General features: G+C 68.3%; 19 protein-coding genes. 16 read left to right on the top strand and 3 right to left on the bottom strand.

Translation table 11 applies throughout. The annotated features are described in order from the left end of the window. Positions 1–12 precede the first annotated feature (12 nt). Entirely contained in the window at positions 13–2,589 is a 2,577-nt protein-coding gene (locus tag OG417_RS21355; RefSeq protein WP_329258764.1) for a DEAD/DEAH box helicase, read from the bottom strand. A 597-nt stretch (positions 2,590–3,186) separates the two neighbouring features. Continuing rightward, entirely contained in the window at positions 3,187–3,615 is a 429-nt protein-coding gene (locus tag OG417_RS21350) for an NUDIX hydrolase (RefSeq protein WP_329258761.1), read from the bottom strand. A gap of 65 nt (positions 3,616–3,680) precedes the next feature. Between OG417_RS21350 and OG417_RS21345 the strand changes: the two genes are divergently transcribed. The 13 genes from OG417_RS21345 (at position 3,681) to OG417_RS21285 (ending at position 11,948) form a co-directional block, all read left to right on the top strand. Then, positions 3,681–4,466, top strand: a complete 786-nt coding sequence (locus tag OG417_RS21345; RefSeq protein ID WP_329258758.1) for a GntR family transcriptional regulator — start codon at positions 3,681–3,683, stop codon at positions 4,464–4,466. 93 nt (positions 4,467–4,559) lie between these two features. Then, positions 4,560–4,814 carry a hypothetical protein gene (locus OG417_RS21340; protein ID WP_329258754.1) on the top strand — a complete coding sequence of 85 codons (255 nt, stop codon included), beginning with the start codon at positions 4,560–4,562 and terminating at the stop codon, positions 4,812–4,814. Positions 4,815–5,202: 388 nt separating this feature from the next. Continuing rightward, entirely contained in the window at positions 5,203–5,556 is a 354-nt protein-coding gene (locus OG417_RS21335) for a hypothetical protein (RefSeq protein ID WP_329258750.1), read from the top strand. A gap of 67 nt (positions 5,557–5,623) precedes the next feature. Beyond that, a complete protein-coding gene (locus tag OG417_RS21330; RefSeq protein WP_329258748.1) occupies positions 5,624–5,755 on the top strand; it encodes a hypothetical protein in 132 nt (43 codons plus the stop codon). Continuing rightward, on the top strand, positions 5,752–6,198 hold the full coding sequence (locus OG417_RS21325) for a transcriptional regulator (protein ID WP_329258746.1): 447 nt from the start codon (positions 5,752–5,754) through the stop codon (positions 6,196–6,198). The genes OG417_RS21330 and OG417_RS21325 overlap by 4 nt, the downstream gene beginning before the upstream one ends. A 5-nt stretch (positions 6,199–6,203) precedes the next feature. Further along, positions 6,204–6,587: an RRQRL motif-containing zinc-binding protein gene (locus OG417_RS21320; RefSeq protein WP_329258742.1), complete on the top strand. Its 384-nt coding sequence runs from the start codon at positions 6,204–6,206 to the stop codon at positions 6,585–6,587. Between the two features lie 636 nt (positions 6,588–7,223). Then, positions 7,224–7,370: a hypothetical protein gene (locus tag OG417_RS21315; protein ID WP_329258740.1), complete on the top strand. Its 147-nt coding sequence runs from the start codon at positions 7,224–7,226 to the stop codon at positions 7,368–7,370. Positions 7,371–7,643: 273 nt separating this feature from the next. Then, positions 7,644–8,054, top strand: a complete 411-nt coding sequence (locus tag OG417_RS21310; protein ID WP_329258737.1) for a hypothetical protein — start codon at positions 7,644–7,646, stop codon at positions 8,052–8,054. Next, positions 8,051–8,341: a hypothetical protein gene (locus tag OG417_RS21305; protein WP_329258733.1), complete on the top strand. Its 291-nt coding sequence runs from the start codon at positions 8,051–8,053 to the stop codon at positions 8,339–8,341. Before OG417_RS21310 ends, OG417_RS21305 begins: the two co-directional genes overlap by 4 nt. Further along, positions 8,338–9,639, top strand: a complete 1,302-nt coding sequence (locus OG417_RS21300) for a hypothetical protein (RefSeq protein ID WP_329258731.1) — start codon at positions 8,338–8,340, stop codon at positions 9,637–9,639. The genes OG417_RS21305 and OG417_RS21300 overlap by 4 nt, the downstream gene beginning before the upstream one ends. A gap of 125 nt (positions 9,640–9,764) precedes the next feature. After that, positions 9,765–10,274 (top strand): hypothetical protein, encoded by a 510-nt coding sequence (locus OG417_RS21295; RefSeq protein ID WP_329258728.1) that lies wholly within the window; start codon positions 9,765–9,767, stop codon positions 10,272–10,274. A 19-nt stretch (positions 10,275–10,293) separates the two neighbouring features. Continuing rightward, a complete protein-coding gene (locus OG417_RS21290; protein ID WP_329258725.1) occupies positions 10,294–11,352 on the top strand; it encodes a hypothetical protein in 1,059 nt (352 codons plus the stop codon). A gap of 134 nt (positions 11,353–11,486) precedes the next feature. Beyond that, positions 11,487–11,948 carry a DUF488 domain-containing protein gene (locus OG417_RS21285; protein ID WP_329258722.1) on the top strand — a complete coding sequence of 154 codons (462 nt, stop codon included), beginning with the start codon at positions 11,487–11,489 and terminating at the stop codon, positions 11,946–11,948. Here OG417_RS21285 and OG417_RS21280 read toward each other — a convergent pair. Next, the gene (locus OG417_RS21280) at positions 11,930–12,787 is read right to left on the bottom strand and encodes a hypothetical protein (RefSeq protein WP_329258720.1); all 858 of its coding nucleotides are present in this window, start codon (positions 12,785–12,787) and stop codon (positions 11,930–11,932) included. The two genes, OG417_RS21285 and OG417_RS21280, sit on opposite strands and share 19 nt — an antisense overlap. Positions 12,788–12,993: 206 nt before the next feature. Between OG417_RS21280 and OG417_RS21275 the strand changes: the two genes are divergently transcribed. The 3 genes from OG417_RS21275 (at position 12,994) to OG417_RS21265 (ending at position 17,599) form a co-directional block, all read left to right on the top strand. Continuing rightward, the gene (locus OG417_RS21275; RefSeq protein WP_329258717.1) at positions 12,994–15,150 is read left to right on the top strand and encodes a type IV secretory system conjugative DNA transfer family protein; all 2,157 of its coding nucleotides are present in this window, start codon (positions 12,994–12,996) and stop codon (positions 15,148–15,150) included. 228 nt (positions 15,151–15,378) lie between these two features. Continuing rightward, positions 15,379–15,669 carry a hypothetical protein gene (locus OG417_RS21270; protein ID WP_329258714.1) on the top strand — a complete coding sequence of 97 codons (291 nt, stop codon included), beginning with the start codon at positions 15,379–15,381 and terminating at the stop codon, positions 15,667–15,669. A gap of 94 nt (positions 15,670–15,763) precedes the next feature. After that, positions 15,764–17,599, top strand: a complete 1,836-nt coding sequence (locus OG417_RS21265; RefSeq protein ID WP_329258711.1) for a DUF927 domain-containing protein — start codon at positions 15,764–15,766, stop codon at positions 17,597–17,599. Positions 17,600–17,639 lie beyond the last annotated feature (40 nt).

Below are 17,639 nucleotides of genomic sequence, written 5' to 3'. Positions count from 1 at the left end.
AACAAGATTTCCTTAGCCCGAGATTTGGTAATCCGTGAGTCGTTCCCGGATATGGGACGGCAGGATGCCGTACCGCTGGAACACTGCGACGACGAGGTCCTGCAGTTCGGCAGTGGTGCGGCCAGTGGTGCTGGCGAGCACGTCGTCCCAGGCCTCTTTGGCATCCTTGGCGATGTGAAGGATCGTTTCAGGGTGCACCAGGTATAGACAATCGTCGGTGCTTACGCTGGCCGCGGCAGTCGAGTCGACTGCGGACTTGGGCGAGATCATCACAGTGATGCTGCCGGGCGGGACGCCATCATGGTGGCGGTCGCTGGCGAGGATCCGCAACTGCCCGCTGGCCGCCCGGACGTCCTTGGAGGAAACCAATCCAGTCGTCTGGTGATCGCTCTTAGCCTCCAGCGCGATCCACAGAGCGTTATCGAAACACCAAGTCGAGTCGCAGCGGGCCTGACCTGTCGGCTTCGCAGCCTCGGCGCCCAGGAGCTTACCGAGCTGCGACAGCTCCGGCTCGTACAGAGGTGGGTCAGTCTGAGCCAAGCCGTCCAGCATCTTGGCAACCGCGGCGTCGTGCCTTCCACGCGCAATACCACCGGACATTCTCGCCACCACGGCGGCCACGGCGATGTCATCGTGGGTCGGCAGCGCGGCAGTCTCGGTATCGGGCAGCGGTGGCATTTGCCGCACCCAAACCGAGGGCTTACTGGTCTGCTCGGCCTGTCGGACCAGGCCTCGGGCGGTGCTCAGCTGCCCAAGATCGCCGTCGCGACCGGCACGGTAGGCCCAAATCCCGGCCAGGTAAAGCCAGAACGCCCGATACCCGCGAGTGTCCTCCTGGCCGAAGCTGAGTTTGTGGGCGGCCGCTTGAGCGTGGCGGCTGGCCTCAGCCCAGCGGCCCTGGCCAGCCAAGGACGACGCCTCGATTTCGTCGGCAATCGCCGCAGCTAGCGCCGTGCTCCCCGACGGGACTACCTGAACGGCCTCGCGGCGCATCTCGGCCAGCAGCGGCTCGCCGCCCTCCCGCCACTCCTCGCCGTGGTCGAGAAATACCGCCACGTTGTCTAGAACCTCGACCGCGGTGGTGTCTTCGCCGCTGTTACGCCGCCCGAAGTTGATCTCACCCTGCAGGTCCCGTGACAGCGGCGCCAGTGTCTCGGGCCGCACCAGGTACTTCGTGAGCTCCGCGCCGTATACCACTACCACCGCCGAGTCGTTGGGTCCCCGGGTGCACCGGCCGGCCCCCTGCACCACCCGAGTGCGGATCCGGTCGGCCAGCGCGAACCCGGCCCGGACACGCTGTGACAGGTATCGCTCGTGTAGAGAGTCATGGTCGGGCACGCCTTCCATAACAACCACTTGGCAGGCCGGGCCGGGTAGATCGAGGCCGTCGTACCGGTTGGCCAGAGCGCAAATGGCATGGTTTGCAGAGGCAAACGGAGTCATGCTCGTCCCGACGTCATCAATAGTCATAAGCTTCCAGGACGGCTGGGAGAGGTCCCTGGCGGTGGTCACGGCCGTGGCGGTGTCGGGGGCCAGCAACAGTGCCTTGCCAGCCCTCGCCACGATCTGGCGGGCCAGCTCGGCTGGGTCGGTATCGGGCACCAGCTCGGGGAAGACGAAGTAGCGGGTGCCCGAGCGCGGCTCTGGCGTGCTGGCTGGCAGCGTCAGCCGCTCGATGTGAGGCCGACCGAAGGCCCGCTCAAGCTCACCACCCTCGCCAAGGGTCGCCGAAAGGTACAGCCGCTGCCGGGCTCTGGCGAACAGCTCGTTGTCAACCGTCGGGGGGATCATCGGACGGATCTGGATCGCCGCAGGGCTTACATAGGCTAGGCACGACTCCAGACACTCGCGGATCATGGCATACCGGAAGCAGATCGGCGCTCCCTGCCGACCCAGAACCTGGTGTAGCGCTTCAGGTATCGCGTCGTGTCGAGCGGGAACAACCAGCTTCACCTGGTGATGCGCGCCTGGACTAGAGTCGCCCGCCTGCAACCGCTGCAGCAGCAGGCCGTCCAAACCCGGCGCCAGAGCCTCCAGCAGATCGCCGTACAGAGCCGGTTGCCCGTTCCGGGAGACGACGACCCCGTACTGTTCGGCAACGTACTGCTCGCCGTTGTGCGCATCGTCGAAGATCAGCAACGTCGGCGGGCCCAGCTTCGGACTGCTGTTAAAAATCGTGCTGTAGGTCGTAATGGCGACGGCGTCGGCAGACTCATAACGAGCCTCGTGGTCCGTCGGCCAGTCAGCGTGGGAACGGGTTAGCACGACAGCCGGGATCCCCTCACGGCCGGCAGTCTGGGCGACCTGCCACGCGAGCTGATCGGTGGGGCAGGCATAGGCAGCACGTACCCGCCGAGTGCGGCGTACCCACTCGGCAATGAGTAGGGCTGGAATGGTCTTACCGGTGCCGGTCGGCAGCTCCAGGGCCAGGTCAGGAGTGTCGCAGTGTTGGCTAGCGTAAAGCCGTAGCAGATCGGCCTGGTGGGTAAGCAGACCCGGCACCGCATCGGGCCGACGAGGAAGATCCCGGTACATCGCTTCGGGGGTCTCCGCTGCTGCCCCCGCCGACGCCCCGCCCTTAAACGCCACCGCGCCTCCTCACCTCGGCCGTCTGCTGTAGGGACGAACCAAGCGGCCGTAGCCGCCCCGACATATCGCTTTCCGCCCGGTCCGACCACGCGTCGACCAGTGTCCGCGGAGTGCTCACCGTGTTAGGACGCATCAGACACCCGGACGTATTGCAAAAACAGGGGGATTGTCGGCACATGACACGACGTCACCGCCGGTGTAATGCTGCGTGGCACCGAACGAGGCCAGCCCCACAAGAGTCGCAGCGGGTGTCACCGGGCGTCGTCTTCGCGACTGACAATGACGGCACGGCGAGCACTTCACTGCTGGTTGCACATTCTGCGACGGCGAGTGCACCTGCGACGACGAGGCGAACGAGGCTACGCATGATACTGTGAGCTCTGGCCACTCTCAGGAACGACTGGGCCTCTTGCCTGGACGCTGCGCCAACAACACTGAATACGTTTGTCTCCGGCCAGTTCGCAGCGGTCAGCACGAAGTGGGCATAACGCACGTGGCCGAATCTACGCAGACGGTCGGCCACAAACCCGGCTGTCAACCGTACTTTCGATGATCTCCACTGCCGCACGGCTCCGCCAGCCGAGGGCTCTCGGACTTCTAGAGCAGGTTGACACCGTCGTGGTCACGGACAGCCGGGGCACCTGCATAGTTGATGCTGTCCAGGATTCTGACGGCGAACGCCTCGGTGACGAGCGACTTGACCTCGTTCTCAGTGACCCACTGGACAGCTTGCGCCTCGTCAGTGGTGCGAGGAGTCCCGTCGAGCATGCGGCAGCGGAACACCAGCGAGACGATCCCTCGGGACATGTTCTTGTAGACGCCCGTGAGAACCTCCGGCTCTACGTCAAGGCCGGTCTCCTCCCAAACCTCTCGGCGGACGCCGTGCTGAATCGTCTCGCCCATCTCGAGGATTCCGCCGGGTGGCTGCCAGTCTCCGTTGTCGCGTCGCTTGATGACGAGCACACGGCCATCTGAGCCGACCACGACGCCGGCCACGCTGACCGAATAACTCGGCTGGTCGCTCACTCGCTCTCCCCTTCGCCGTCGCTACCCTTAACGTACGACACGTATGTACGAGCTGAGGAGTTGACGTGGCGGAACTGCCTCTGGGCGACCTGGACTCCACGAGCGACCGAGCTGTGTTCCGCCAGATCGCTGATCAGCTTCGGGACGGGATCCGCCAGGGCGTCTTCCCCGAGGGAGAGAAGATCCCCTCCGAAGCGAAGCTGATGGAGCACTACGGCGTGGCTCGGATGACCGTACGGCAGTCCCTCCAGGTTCTCCAGGGAGAGGGACTGCTGGTCGCCGAGCACGGCCGAGGCGTGTTCGTCAGGAGCCGTCCGCCGGTACGTCGACTCGCCTCGGATCGCTTCGCCCGCCAGCACCGCGCCGAAGGCAAAGCGGCGTTCATCGCCGAGACGGAACAGGCCGGCGCGAAGCCAACCGTCGACTCGATCAACATCGAAGAGGTGAAGGTCCCAGAGACGATCGCCGAACGACTGAACCTCAAAGAGTCCGAGAGCGTCATCGTCCGCAGTCGCCGGTACCTCATCGACGGCCACCCAGTCGAGACGGCGACGTCGTACATCCCCGCAGCCATCGCGCTAGGCACTCAGATCGCCGAACCGAACAGCGGCCCCGGCGGCATCTACGCCCGCTTGGAAGAGCAGGGCCACCGGCTCGACCACTTCACCGAAGAGATCCGCACCCGCATGCCCTTGCGGTCAGAAGCCCGCGACCTCCGCCTGGCCCCTGGTGTGCCAGTGTTCCACCTCGTCCGCACGGCGTACGACACCGACGGCCGGCCGGTCGAGGTGTGCGACACGGTGATGTCGTCCGACGCGTACGTGCTCCAGTACGAGCTTCCCGCGCGATAGCGCTTGACTCCTCTAGACAAGTAATGCAGACTCTCGAAACGTCTCCTCTAGACGAGTAGACGCCTAGCTATGTTCTTCAATGTGGAGGTAGTCATGACGTCCCTCACCACCGCTCGCCGTCGTTCGCAGGCGTGGAGTAGGCCCGGTCGGTATTTCCCGGTCCGGCACATTCAGGGGGTCGAGGTGCTGGACCAGCCGCGCGGTGGCGTGGGAGTGAACGGCACAACCCTGCACGGCGCCGCCGAGGAGCTCCGGGATTTGGCCTCGCAGCTGTTGCTCGTGGCGTACCGGATGGGGGCCGAGCCGGTGCGTCGCCAGCCGCAGCCGGTCGATCGATCGGCGGCTTGAGGTTCCTGCCGTCCCTGATCCGTCCCGGGGCTGGTGGCTCCGGTACGGGTCAAGGCCGGCAGGCGCTTCACCCACGCTGACCGTCCTGTCTGTTTCTTGAGAACCGCATATGTCGAGTTCGCTCGCAAGGCTGGCCCGTCACTCCCGCCGGTAGATGAGGTGGTGCGGCGTACGGCTGGCCTGGGATCGCGGCCCTGGTAGGGCGGCGGGTTGACGAATTATGAGGTCCCCGGCCCTTGCTGTGGTCCTTGAGCGGCTCCCGAGTCTTGTTCAGTGCGTTCTGCGCTGACCGTTCCTCACGGCGCCCTGACCCCCCGGTCTCGTCCGGGCTTGCGGCCTTCGTGGGGAGCGGTGTTCGCAGACCCGCTCCGGAACGGAAGGCTTGCTTATGAGGCACAACGGCCGCCAGCCGATCAAGGCCAGCGCCATCCCGCCCCACCTGCTCGATCTGTCAGCCGCCCGGCCGATGCTCGCCTGTCCCGCGTGCGGCAGGTGGGCTCACCTCGTACGCGGCATGATCCCCGCGCACCGCTCCGCGACCGGCGCCACTTTCGTCAACGGCAAGGCCGCCCGCTGCCCGCTGAGTGGGCAGCGGGTGCTCATCGACGTCCGCCCCCTGGACTGGGCCGCCGCGCTCCGCCAGGCCGGCCGTGACGCGGCGTTGAGGCGCAGTGCCCGCGTGACGCCCAAGGGCGTCCCGCCGCTCGCGACGCCCGTTCACCGGATCGCCGCTGCCCGATAGCCCGCAACCTATCCCCCAGCACCTTGGCCGAACCGGCCAGGGCGCTTTCGTCTGTCCTGGAGGTTTGATGTACGACCGGATCATCGCCCGCCTGGTGGAGAAGAACTGCCGCGCCTACCGGCTGTTCACCACTACCGGTGCGGTCTCGCCCCGTAACCCCGACGCCGCCTCGCCGACCGATGAGGGTGATGCCGCGTGAGCACGCCCGACGCACGCGCGGCCCGGATCGCCCTCGTCCTGCTGGCGTGGAAGGCCGGCCACGGTTATGCCGACCACATCGGCCAACGCCACGAGGACGCCCGGGACAAGGGCGAGCCGGGTTGGAAGGGCCGGGCCGCGTGCGCGCGGCACGTCGCCGACCTGACCGTGACCAAACTCGCCGCGCTCGCACTCGCCGGCGCGGCGACCGGCATCCGGCTCTCACCGCGGCGGGTGGCGGTCGCGATGGCGCTGGATGCGGCCAGTCATTACGTGATCGACCGGCGTACGCCGCTGCGGCGCCTGGCCAAGGCACTCGGCAAGAGCGAGTTCTACGCGTTGGGTGACCCGAAGGCCGCGCCGTGCGGGACGGGCGCTTACGCGATGGACCAGGCTATCCATGACCTGGCGCTCTTCCTCGCCGCGTTGTACGCCGGACGGTAGCCGCGATGCCCGCACCGGCCGCCGTCGCGTTCTGGGACCCGGCCGGTGACCGGTACGGGATCCCCACCTACCCCTGGCGCCAAGCCCCCGCGCGCTTCGCCACGCGCCGCCAGCTCGCCGCCCGAGGGCTACGGCCCGGTGGGCAACACGTGCAAGCTCAGATCCTGTGGCGCACCCGCAGCGGCGCTATCCGGCGCGCCTACCTCTACGAGGTCGCCAGCGCGCTGCCCAAGCGCGCCCCCACCCCCGCACAGCGCGCCGCGCTGGATAAGGCGCTGGCCGCTCGCCGGACCTGCCCGCGCTGCCACATCGACCGCGGCTATGTCCTGCCACGACGGATAGGCGCCTGCAACAAATGCGCTGATGGCTGGGAGTTCGACGCCGCATAGCCGCAGGGAGGGGGTCACCGGGGGCGGCCAAATCATGCCGAGACAACGTCGGCGTGCTGGCCGCCCCCGCTGGCCCCCCTCTAACCCGCGTGACCCTCCCCGAACGTGATCACGAACAAACAGTTACTGAGCGTCCGGATACGGTCACGGACCGACCTTGACGGCTGAGGTTGCGAAGCCCTTCCCGCACGCGCCACCGCGCTTCCAGCGCGGGCTGTACGGGCTGTACGGGCGGGGGTTCGGGGCACTCAGCCCCCGCACATGGAAGCGGCCCCGAGCGCCAACGTCCTGGCAGACATCGCTCGGGGCCTGACCTCATGAGAGGCAGGTCCAAGTATGGCACCTCAGCAGAACGACCCGACCCGGAACGGCGGCGGCTCCCACGCTGGCAACAGCCCGACGGGCACGTGCTGGGACAACCAGAACAAGCCGAAGGGCGGGGGCCGTAAGTGAGCGGCGTCTGCAACTGCGGTAACGACCCGGACTGCCCGATCTGCGAGGGCAAAGGCACGGCCTGGATCCAGCGATGACCGCGACCGTGAGCACCACCTATTGCCCCGTCTGTCAGGTCGACTACGGCACCCGTATCGGGCTGGCGAACCATGCCTGCCCCGGGCAGGGGAAGGGACGGCGCTGGTGAAGATCCGCGTTACCGGTCTTCCGGCCGAGGTCACCGACGCGGTCGAACGCCTCCGGCAGGTGCTCGAGGTGGTGTCGGTGTCCGACCCGTACCCGTGCCGCAACTCCACGCGGGTCCACGTGTATGTGGAGGTGAGCCGGTGAACGGGCACCTGTTCGGCCCTGGTGCCCCGGGCGCGGCCAAGGCCCGCAAGCAGCGCCAGCACGACGCGCGAGTTCGTAACGCCCGGCGCGCCAACAGAACGCCGGCCAGCCCACCGACACCAACCGCGAGCAGGACACGGGCCCGGTGACCGCCGACCGTATCCGCCGCTGATCCCTGTTCCCGCATTCGACGGCCCGGGGCCGCGCCTGCACTGGTGTGGCCCCGGGCCGTCCCGTCATCCCCGGGTCTGGTCCCGGGATGAGGAGACTTCCATGGACGACCGCACGGCCAGCGGCTACGACTTCACCGAGCTGGCGGCGATGCTCCGTACGTACGCCCACGGCATCTACCCGTTGGAAGCCGCCACCGAGCTGCTCATCGCTCACCAGACGTGGCTGCTGCGCACCGACTTCACCACCGGCTTCATCACCGTCCACCACGACACCGCCGGCAGCTTCGCCGACGTCGACTTCATCTCCGCGGCCCAGGCCCTGGACGCCGGCGACCTGCCGTGCTCGGGCAGCGAGGCCAAGATGCTCCGGATCGCCGCGAGCCTGGCCAGCAACACCACCATCACCCTCGGCCAGGCCGTGGGCGGGCTCGATTCCCGCAACACCTCCCTCGTGCTGACCGCGATCGCGCACGCGAACGGCTACGGGAACACGGAGGTGAGGCTGGGATGACCAAGCCCACCACACACACCACCCCAACCAAGGCCCGCGCGACGACGACGCGCCCGGGCCACATCGCCCGGTGGCTGGCCGATCTCGGGCTGGGCTACGTGCTGATGCTCACCGCGAGCATCGGTGGTCTGATCTGGCTGGTGGCGATCCACCTGTTCGGCATCCGCCACGACGCCGCGCTGATCCTCTCCCTGGCGGCCGTTGCCGGCGCGTTCGCCCGCGCTCACCAGCTCGCGTCCCGCGCCGTGGCGGCACGCCAGGAAACCGATCCGGAGGTGCCCCAGTGAACATCACCATTCCGCACATGACGCCGACCTATCTGGCCGCCGGGTTGGTCGCGCTGGTCGTGGTCGCGCTGGTCGCCCGGCTGTTGCGGCGGGTGTGGTCGGCCGGCGCCGCGGCTGATGCGCTGACGTTCGTCGTGGCGGGGATGGCCACGGTGATGTCCGGTCAGGGCATGTGGCGGTTCTTCACCAACGACCTGCACGTGTCCGAGCTGTACGTCCGGGTGTGCATGTTCGGGGTGTTCGAAGCCGCGATGCTGGTCTGCGCGCTGCGCACCCGCCGCCGGATCAAGGCCAAGATGCCGGTCGGGATCGTCGGCCCGGCCGTGTGGGTCATGGCGTCGCTGTCCGGAGTGCTGGCCGCCACCGACGTCGGATGGCACTTCGGGCCCATGCTCGCCCGCCTGGTCGCCCCGCTCGTCGCGGCGTTCTTGTGGGAACTCGGGCTGTCCGAGGAGCGCATCGCCGCCGGCGACACCCGCATCAAGTGGCGGATCACCCCCGAACGCGTCCTGGTACGGCTCGGGCTGGCCGAAGGCACCGACCGGACCGTCACCGAGGTCGACGCCCACCGGCGCCTGTCCCACCTCGCACGGGCCGCGATGCGGCTGCGCGCACTGCGCTCGACCGGCGCGGCCGGCTGGCGGGTGCGGTGGGCACAACACCGGCTGCACCGCGCGATGGACGCCGCTGTGGAATACGCCGGGCTCGGCTCGACTCCGGCCAGCCACGAGGCGCTGATGAGCCAGATCGGCGCCCTGTACAACGCGACCGCGCTGGCCGAGCTGTCCCCGGCCGCCCCCTGGGAGTCCGCGCCATCCCGCACCCATGCGGAGATGGACGCGGACCAGGTCCGCACCCCAACCCGCACCGCCGATCCGCACAGCCCGGCCCGCACCGGCCGCACAAACGGTCCCCGTGCGGAGCGAACCAGCACGATCGGGCGCCGGGCGAGTGGTGTGCGTCAGCCGGTGGAGGTCGATCGCCAGGCGCTGGTGAACGAGCTGGCCGAGGAGATCCGGGACGCTGTTGATGCTGGTGAGCAGTGGCGCCCGGACTATCCGGCGCTGATCGCCCGCACCGGCTACCGGCGCCGCTGGTGTGAGGAAGTCGTCCGCGACGCCAAGGTCGCGGTCCTGACCCAAGGCGGCGCGGACGCCTCCGCACAGGCCCTGGACGTCCGCAGTCTGATGCCCTCGGGCACCTCCGCAGCACCGGGCGATGACGCGGACCACACGTCCGCAGACCACACCCCGGGCGCGGACTCCGACGCGGACATCGCGTCCAACCCGGCCGCCTGAACGGGGCCGGTGACGGGCACACCGCACACCCATCTTTGGCCCGCCCTGCCGCTGGCCGGTTTGTCCATCGCGCACCCCGCCCCTCTGGGGCGGGGCGCGCTCTCTCCAGTGAAGGAAGGTTCTGCATGGTCGGCATGTGGATCGCGTTCGCGTTCGTCGCCGGGATGGTCCTGATCGGCTTCAAGTCCCGGCAGCTGAAGTGGTACGAGTTCATCGTCTCGGGCGTGTTCGTGCTGCTGCTGGATCGCCTGGTCTTCCACGGGCAGATCTCCTCGTGGGTGGGCCAGCTCGGCTCCACCGCCCAAGGCGCCGCCGCGCACACCGCCATGGTGTTCCCGTTCCTGCTCACCCCCACCGCGCGGGCCAAGGCCCGCCGCTTCACCGCCCGGCTGGTCAAGCACCGCCCTACCGGCCGGGACTACATCGCCTATCTACTGATCGCCGTCGCCGCGCACCTGGTACTGCGGTGGGGCTGGCTGGTCTGCTTCGGCACCTACGGCCTGCTCCTGCTCACCCTGACCCTGGTGGCCGCGACGCTCGACCGCGACCAGCCGGACCGCACCCTGCCCGCCCACCCCGCGGCACGCGACCGGGACCAGGCCGAGAGCGGGACGGGGGTGAGCGCGGATGGTTGATCCGATCGTCGGCGGGCTGGTGTTCGCCGCGATCTTGACCGGCGCCACCAAGACCGGCCGAGGCGCCGCCGGCCACACGGGCAAGACGCTCGGCCGGTCCGCCAAGAACGCCGTCACCTCCGGGTACGCCGCGACCGGATGGCGCACCCCCGGCAAGGCCCTGGAACACCACGCCGGGCGGGCTGGTGCGCGGATCGGCCAGATGTTCGCCGGCGCCGCCCGCAAGGTCGAACGCCACGCCGCCACCCGCTGGCAGGACCGCCAGGACCTGCCCCCCGACAAGCGCCCGCAGATGGTCCGCTGGCTGGTCGACAAGCCCACCAACCCCCAAGACGGTGACGATGCGGGGCAGACAGGACCGCCGCCGAGCTTCGGCGGCAAACACGCATCCCGTGTGCGCGGATCCATCGGTCTGCACCCGGACACCGCACCGGACTCATCTGGCGGTGTGGTCCATACGGATCCGGATTCGCCGTGGTTGAACCCGGCGACGATCCAGGCGATCAAAGCCGAGATCGCCGCCCAGTACGCCGAAGACAACATCCGGCCCGACGAAGTCATCGTCAAGCCCAACGGCGATATCTGGATCGACCGCCGCAAAACAACCTGGTGGGCCACGCCCGTCCTCATCGCCAAATGGACCCCACCCGCACCCAACCGCCCACGTCAGGACCACACCAGTTCAGACCCGAGCCCAAACCCGGCGAGCCCGGACGGTCCGGGCCGGAACACCACCACCACCGGCCCCCGACAGGGGGCGGAAGGGAGTACCGCCACCGTGGCACGATTCGGGATCAACCTGGAACCGCCCACCAACGATGCTGAGTTCCTCGCCACCCTGATCGACATCGGCGACGCCCTGAAGGCCATGGCCGAAGAGATCGAGGGCTGGGCCGAGTCCATCACCGGGATGGGCCTGCCCAGCTCGGTCACCACCCCGCTGCACGCGATCCCCGAGGGCATCACCGAAGCCGCCCAAGGCGCCGGCCGCGCCGCGTCCGCGTTCGAGGACGAGTTCGAAGACGCCCGCGAGGTCGCCTCACGCGGCATGAAGATCACCGGCCGTGACGCCGCCTAACCCGTTCACCTTCTGGCTCTGGCCGCCGCAGCAAGCGTCGTTGCGGCGGCCAGAGCCGCTCCTGACACCCGGCTGCTCGATTTGATACGGGGTCGTTGTATCGATGGCCGGGCGGGCATGAAAGGCTGCTGTGCATGTTGACTGTTGACCACCACCTTGCGTTGACCGGCATCGGCTACGAAGGACTCGATATCGCCGCATTCGTTGACCAACTCGAACGCGACGAGGTGTCGACAGTGGTTGATGTGCGGCTTACGCCCATTTCGCGTAAGCCTGGCTTCAGCAAGCGCAGACTTTCCGACACGCTCACGGCTGCGGGAATCGAGTACTTGCACGCGCCCGCGCTGGGCAACCCTAAATGGAATCGCGCCGGATTCGGCGGCACGGATCACGAACGCCACGCTGCTCGAGAAGCCTTCGCCGCCATGCTGACCAGCAGCGACGCAGAAGCATGGCTGACCGACATCGCGCGCCTGGCCGCCGAACGGCATGTGGCGTTGCTGTGCTTTGAAGCCGATCAGCAGCGTTGCCACCGCGACGTGGTCTGTGAGGGTGTACAGGCTCGCGCGGCGGCCCTTCACGACCGCTTGGCGTAATACATCCCCAATACCATGAATGTCCGCATGCGCTTCGCCTGATTACCGAGGTAGAAGATCACGTCTCGGTCCGCTCCGCAGATCTCGTCGAGGAACTTCTTCCGTAGAGCGGCCTGCAAGCGCTGGTCGTCATACCCAGGCAGCTTGCGTTGGAGTGCGACCCATTCCCAGTCGATGATGCCTTGACGGTGACCTTTGCACGACGCCGAATGGCACAGGTAGCGATACCAGCCTTTGAACCGTGGAGCTTCCAGGGCTGTGCGCGGCGCCCGCTCGAACAGGTCGAGCTTGTTGACGTAGTTATCGATCTTGGCCTGCTCTTCAGCCGTCCAGCCCGGGTGCGGCTCGATGTCGATGCCTTGGACCACGCGGGGACGGATCGCCGCCAGCGATCGGCTCTTGCCCGGCGGGTTCGTCCGGACGCCCGTCAGCAGGGCGCACATCGACTCGTACAGGTGATCCACCACGTACGGTTCCCGCGGCTTCCACGGCTTTAGATGCCCCTCACGCCTGACCGTGTTCAACAGCGGCCGGAAGCTTTCGGGGCGCGGATCGGAATGATTCGGGCGGGCCTGGAGCGAGACGATGTCGTACTTCTTGAACTTCTGGTTGGTCTCCAGCTCCCGATAGTTGATCGGGTACAACCGGACCCACCCGGGCCGATCCACATCGAGGCGTAAGCCGGCGACACACACCGTCTCACCGTAGGTCTCCGACGGGTTAGGCGCCGCCTTGACCGTGATCAAGACCCGCATCTCTTCTGGCAGTTCACCCGGCGGCTTGGCCGGCTCCTGCTCATAGTCCGGCCCGAACAGCGACGGTTGATCAGCTAAACCCACTCCGCCCCTCCACAGTCCGTTCCCCACCACGATCACCCGGTTCGACGACGGACACCAGAGCGATGGCCGTTACCGGCTACATCGCCTCACTGACGTTCTGCGACGCCGCCTAACCCCACCACCAACCCGTACGAACCGTGAAGCCCCGGGGACACCAGCGCCGGTGTCCCCGGGGCTTTCCCCTTGCCCGCTGGAGGTTTGCCGTGATGAAGCGACAAGGCACCCGCTCGAAGATTCCCGCCTACAAGTCGAGTAAGAACACCACGACGGCCGCTCAGACGATCGGCAGGGCCGTACGGGCCTATGGCCGGTGGGTGTGGCGATCCCCTGACACCCGTGGCCTGGCCAACGGCCTCACTGTGCTGTACCCGCTGGGTGAGGTCGCGCACCGGTTCGCGACCGGCCCGGACGCGATGTGGATCGCCGGTCTGGCCCCGCCCGCGGCTGTGGCCGCCTGGGTCGGCACCTACAAGGCCCACGGCTCCCGCAAGTACTCGGCGACGATCGCGGCGACGGCGGCCGGGGTCCCGGCCTGGATCGCCACCGCCGCCCATACGGGGGTGTTCAACGTCCCCACCCTGGTCGCCTACACCGTCGCCGCGGTCGGTACCTGGTCCGGTTACACCTGGTCCGATGTGCTGAAGCAACGCCGGGCGTGGAAGACCGAACAGGTCAAGTGGGACACCCTGGCCACCGCAGCCGGGATGGAAGGCAGCCGCCTGGTCCACGCCGAAGACACCCGGCTGGGGCAGCGGTTCAAGGTCGACATCCGGGGCACCGGCAAGACCGCCCGCCAGCTCAAGACCGGCGACCTACGTGAACGCCTCGCGATGCAGATCGGCATCGGCGCCGACCAGGTCCGCATCCAAGACGACGCCCGGCATGCCGGGGTCATCTACATCGTCGTGCAGCTGGTCGACCCGTGGGCCGAGAAGGTCACTCACCCCGCACTGACCGGGCAGGTGCCAGCGGTGACGCGGCGCCGGTCGATCATGGACGGCCCGTTCGTGATCGGCACCGACCCCGAAACCGGTCACGACCTGGAGGTGGTGGTCTACGACGACGCCGGTGGCCACCACATCCTCATGGTCGCCCCCACCGGCAGCGGCAAGACCGTCCTGTACTGCAACCTGATCGAACAGGCCAGCGACCGCAACGACGTGCTCCCGTGGGTGATCGAGCTGGGCAAGGGGCACCTGCCCGGCATGGTCGGCCCCGCGTTGGACGCGGCCGCGGGGATGGATGAGTACGACCGGGCGCTGGTCATCCTTCAGTGGGCCGTCACTGTCATCAAGGAACGGTCCCGGACCCACATCGGCAACCACGTCCCGCGCCCGGACGCGCCGATCATTTTGGTGATCGTCGATGAGATGAACACCCTGCTGGGGACGAACTCACCGATTGCGCACAAGGCCAAGCCGCTGGTCGATGAGATCCTCCAGCGCGGCCGCTCCGCCGGTGTCGTCGTCGCCACCGCCGGCCAGCGCGGCGTCGTGCAGCACACCGGGAACAAGGAATCCCACGCCAACGCCGACACCCGGATCGTGCTGCGCGTCAAGCGCGCCACCGAGATGAGCAACGTCATCCCCGACTGGGAAGCCGAGTCCATGCCGAACATGGCCACCTACGGGCGCGGCGTACGCGGCGTCGCCCTGGTCGTCGACGCGGAGAACAACTGGCGCGCCGGACGCGTCCGGGACATGTCCGACGTCCCCAAGGTTCAGGCCCTGGCCGCGCAGCGCACCCCGGCCGCGACCATCGAACCGCACATCGCCGCCAAGCTGCCCGGCTACGCCGAGCGGCACGCCACCGCCACCATCACCCGCAGCCAAGGCGGCGGCCAGACCGGCCCGGCCGGTGGTCACACTGCTACTGACCTTGTCGACCGGCCCGCCGGCCCCACCAGCGGGCACGGCGGGCGTGGTGGCGGTCCGGCGTTCGGGGTCGACCCCGAAGACCACGACGCCATCACCCGCCTGTCCCGTGACCTGGTCGCCGAGGTCGAGGCCCATCTCGCCGACATGCCCACCCCGCCCGAAAAGCCCACCTCCCTGGCCGACCTGCTGAAGACCAAGAAGATGATCGACAACGCCGAACACAACACCCCCGAGACGAACCGGAACATCCCCGTCCCCGAAGACGTCTCCGGCCCGATCCTCCACCTGCTGGCCGAGCGCGGCAGCAACGGCGCCCGCCGTGACGAGCTGGTGACCGCGCTCGGCAAGCCCGAAAGCAGCGTCAAACGCTGGCTGCGGATCATGCGCGACCACCGCTTGATCGTCGTGCAGGGAAGCACCCGATCGGCCCGGTACCTCCTGCCCGAGCACGCGGAGGACACCACCCCCGACGACCACGAAGAGTAACCGTCGTGGGCGTCGATTTGGCTCACGGACTTGGCTCATCGACTTGGATCACCGCCTCCTAGAGAGGCCTCAATGAGCCGAATGAGCCAAGTCCAAGTGAGCCAAATCCGTAATCACGATCAGTAACCCTTCCCGCCGCGGGCACGCGGGCCACCGGCCACCCCCGGCCGGGGCTCACGCGTGCCCTCCTGCCCTGTGGAGGCCGCTGTCTTGTCCTCACCTGTTCCCGTGATCGTCTTCACCGTCCACCACGCCGCCCGCACCGTCACCCACACTCACCCAGCAGCCCACGCCGATCCCGGGACCGGGTGGCGGGTCTGGTTCTTCCTGTTCGCCGCCGGGCTGGTGTTCGCCTTCGCCTACCGGGCGTCGATCGCCCGCCACCCCTACCGCAACTGCCGAACCTGCCACGGGTCCGGCAAGCATCGCGGCGCGGTGTTCAAGAGCGCGTTCCGGCCGTGTGATGCCTGCGGCGGCAACGGCCGCCAGCTCCGCGCCTTCGCCAAAGAACCCGACTAGACGCTGACGCGCCCATCCGGCGCTCCGCACCTGCCTCTTCCCATGTCCAAGGCCGCCCTCGTGCGGTGACCGAGAAAGGAACGGTGACCCTGCCATGACGGCCATCACCACCCGGCACCTTCAACCCGTCGCCACCACCGGCACCGCTCCCGTGCCGGGTCCCGCAACCACCAGCACCGCTGCGGCCACCCGCCCCGTCGACGCCGGCCCCACCCCCGGAGCGGAGGCGGGGAAGGTGGTGTTCGGTCCCGGTGGCCTGCCGGTCGGGTTCACCACACCCGAGGGCTACCACGCCGACCACGGCGGGGTATGGGCGCTGAAGATCGTCACGAACAAAAAGACCAAAGAAGAGGAAGAGATCCGGATCCGGATCGCGTGGGCGCCGCTCGTGCTGGTGCGGGTCTTCATCGACCCGGCCGGGGACCAACTCGTCGAACTCGCCTGGACCGACCGGGGCCGCACCATCACCCGGATCGTGCCGCGATCGATCGCCAAGTCCGGCAAACGCCTCGTCGGCGCACTCGGGGACGCCGGCCTGCCCGTGATCGAAGCTGATGCCCGAGGCGCGGAACGCTGGCTCGCCGCACTCGAGGCCGCCAACCGCGACCGCATCGAACGCGTGCAGCTCGCCCGCTGGCTCGGCTGGCAGCCCGATGGCACTTTCGTGACCGGCCAAGACACTCCCCGCCGGGTCGAAGTCCGCTACGACGAACAAGCCCCCGCCCTGGCCGCCCACCACTCCGGCGGAACGTTGGCGGACTGGCAAGCCGTGATCAAGCACATCGAGTGCTACCCCGTCGCGCAGATGGCCCTCTATGCGGGCCTGGCCGCCCCGCTCCTGCACCCACTCGGCCTGGACTCGTTCACGATCGACTTTTCCGGCCGCTCCACCCGCGGCAAGACCACCGGCGCGATGGTCGGCCTGTCGTGCTGGGCCGACCCGACCGAGAAGGGTGATGCGATCTCCTCGTGGCGGACCACGATGCTCGCGATCGAGAAGCGGCTGAACCTGGTCCAGGGCCTGCCGGTGGTGCTGGATGAGACCCGGGTGGTGAAGTTCCCCGAACTCGTCGACCAGGTCCTGTACCAGGTGCCGAAAAACCACGGGACCCCGCGTGGCGGTGGCTGGCCCTCCGGCCTGCCGTGGCGAACCATCCTCATCTCCACCGGTGAGCAGTCCGCGTTGTCGTTCACCACCCACCAAGGAGCCGCCGCCCGCGTCCTGGCGGTCCAGTCCCCGCCGTTCGGCAACGGCGGGCACGACTCGGCCGACGCCGCTATCGCCGTCCGCGACGGCCTGGCCGACAACTACGGGACCGCCGGCCCCGCCTTCGTCGCCCGTCTCCTCGACGGGTTGGGCAAGCCGGACGGGCGGGAACGGCTGATCGCTCGGCACAAGACCCTGACGGAGACCTTCCGCGGTTCGACCGACATGACCGGCCGCCGCGCCCCGATGGTCGCCGCCTTGGCCCTGGCCGCCGACCTTGCCCACCACTGGGGCATCGTGCCGTTCCCGCCACCAGAGATCGAGGTGTGGATGAGCCTGTTCATCGCGGCCGACCCCACCGACAACCGCCCCGAGATGGCCCTCGACGTCGTCCGCGAATACATCGCCGCCCGCAGCCAGGACCTGTGGCGACCTCACAGCATCGACGACCAGCCCCACGGCGGCTGGATCGGCCGGGAACTCACCATCGACGGACGCACCACCGTCGGCCTGCTACCCGAACGCCTCAAGGAAGCACTCCACCGAGCCGGGTACGAGCTGGCCGCCGTCGTCCCCGGCTGGCGCGAGATCGGCGCCCTGGTCGAGATTCCGTCCCACAACCCGCCCTACCAGCCGATCAAGAAACTCGCCGGACGCGGCGTCCGCATGTACATCCTCACCCCCGACGCCCTCACCGGCCCGACCACCGACGACGAAGAGTGAGCGCACCGCTCTTCCGTTCACGACCCTCTCTGTTTTCCTC

It is taken from the genome of Actinoallomurus sp. NBC_01490, from assembly GCF_036227085.1.
GTDB lineage: Bacteria > Actinomycetota > Actinomycetes > Streptosporangiales > Streptosporangiaceae > Actinoallomurus > Actinoallomurus oryzae.
The sequence above is the reverse complement of the archived record's forward strand: the minus strand, read 5'-3'. Positions and strand labels throughout refer to the sequence as shown.

What these genes read in the sequence shown, in the direction of transcription:
- OG417_RS21320 (WP_329258742.1), top strand. Translation starts at nt 6,204, where the DNA reads ATGCCCGCACCGGCCGCCGTCGCGTTCTGGGACCCGGCCGGTGACCGG.
- OG417_RS21275 (WP_329258717.1), top strand. Translation starts at nt 12,994, where the DNA reads ATGAAGCGACAAGGCACCCGCTCGAAGATTCCCGCCTACAAGTCGAGT.
- OG417_RS21340 (WP_329258754.1), top strand. Translation starts at nt 4,560, where the DNA reads ATGACGTCCCTCACCACCGCTCGCCGTCGTTCGCAGGCGTGGAGTAGG.
- OG417_RS21335 (WP_329258750.1), top strand. Translation starts at nt 5,203, where the DNA reads ATGAGGCACAACGGCCGCCAGCCGATCAAGGCCAGCGCCATCCCGCCC.
- OG417_RS21330 (WP_329258748.1), top strand. Translation starts at nt 5,624, where the DNA reads ATGTACGACCGGATCATCGCCCGCCTGGTGGAGAAGAACTGCCGCGCC.
- OG417_RS21295 (WP_329258728.1), top strand. Translation starts at nt 9,765, where the DNA reads ATGGTCGGCATGTGGATCGCGTTCGCGTTCGTCGCCGGGATGGTCCTG.
- OG417_RS21305 (WP_329258733.1), top strand. Translation starts at nt 8,051, where the DNA reads ATGACCAAGCCCACCACACACACCACCCCAACCAAGGCCCGCGCGACG.
- OG417_RS21310 (WP_329258737.1), top strand. Translation starts at nt 7,644, where the DNA reads ATGGACGACCGCACGGCCAGCGGCTACGACTTCACCGAGCTGGCGGCG.
- OG417_RS21285 (WP_329258722.1), top strand. Translation starts at nt 11,487, where the DNA reads ATGTTGACTGTTGACCACCACCTTGCGTTGACCGGCATCGGCTACGAA.
- OG417_RS21265 (WP_329258711.1), top strand. Translation starts at nt 15,764, where the DNA reads ATGACGGCCATCACCACCCGGCACCTTCAACCCGTCGCCACCACCGGC.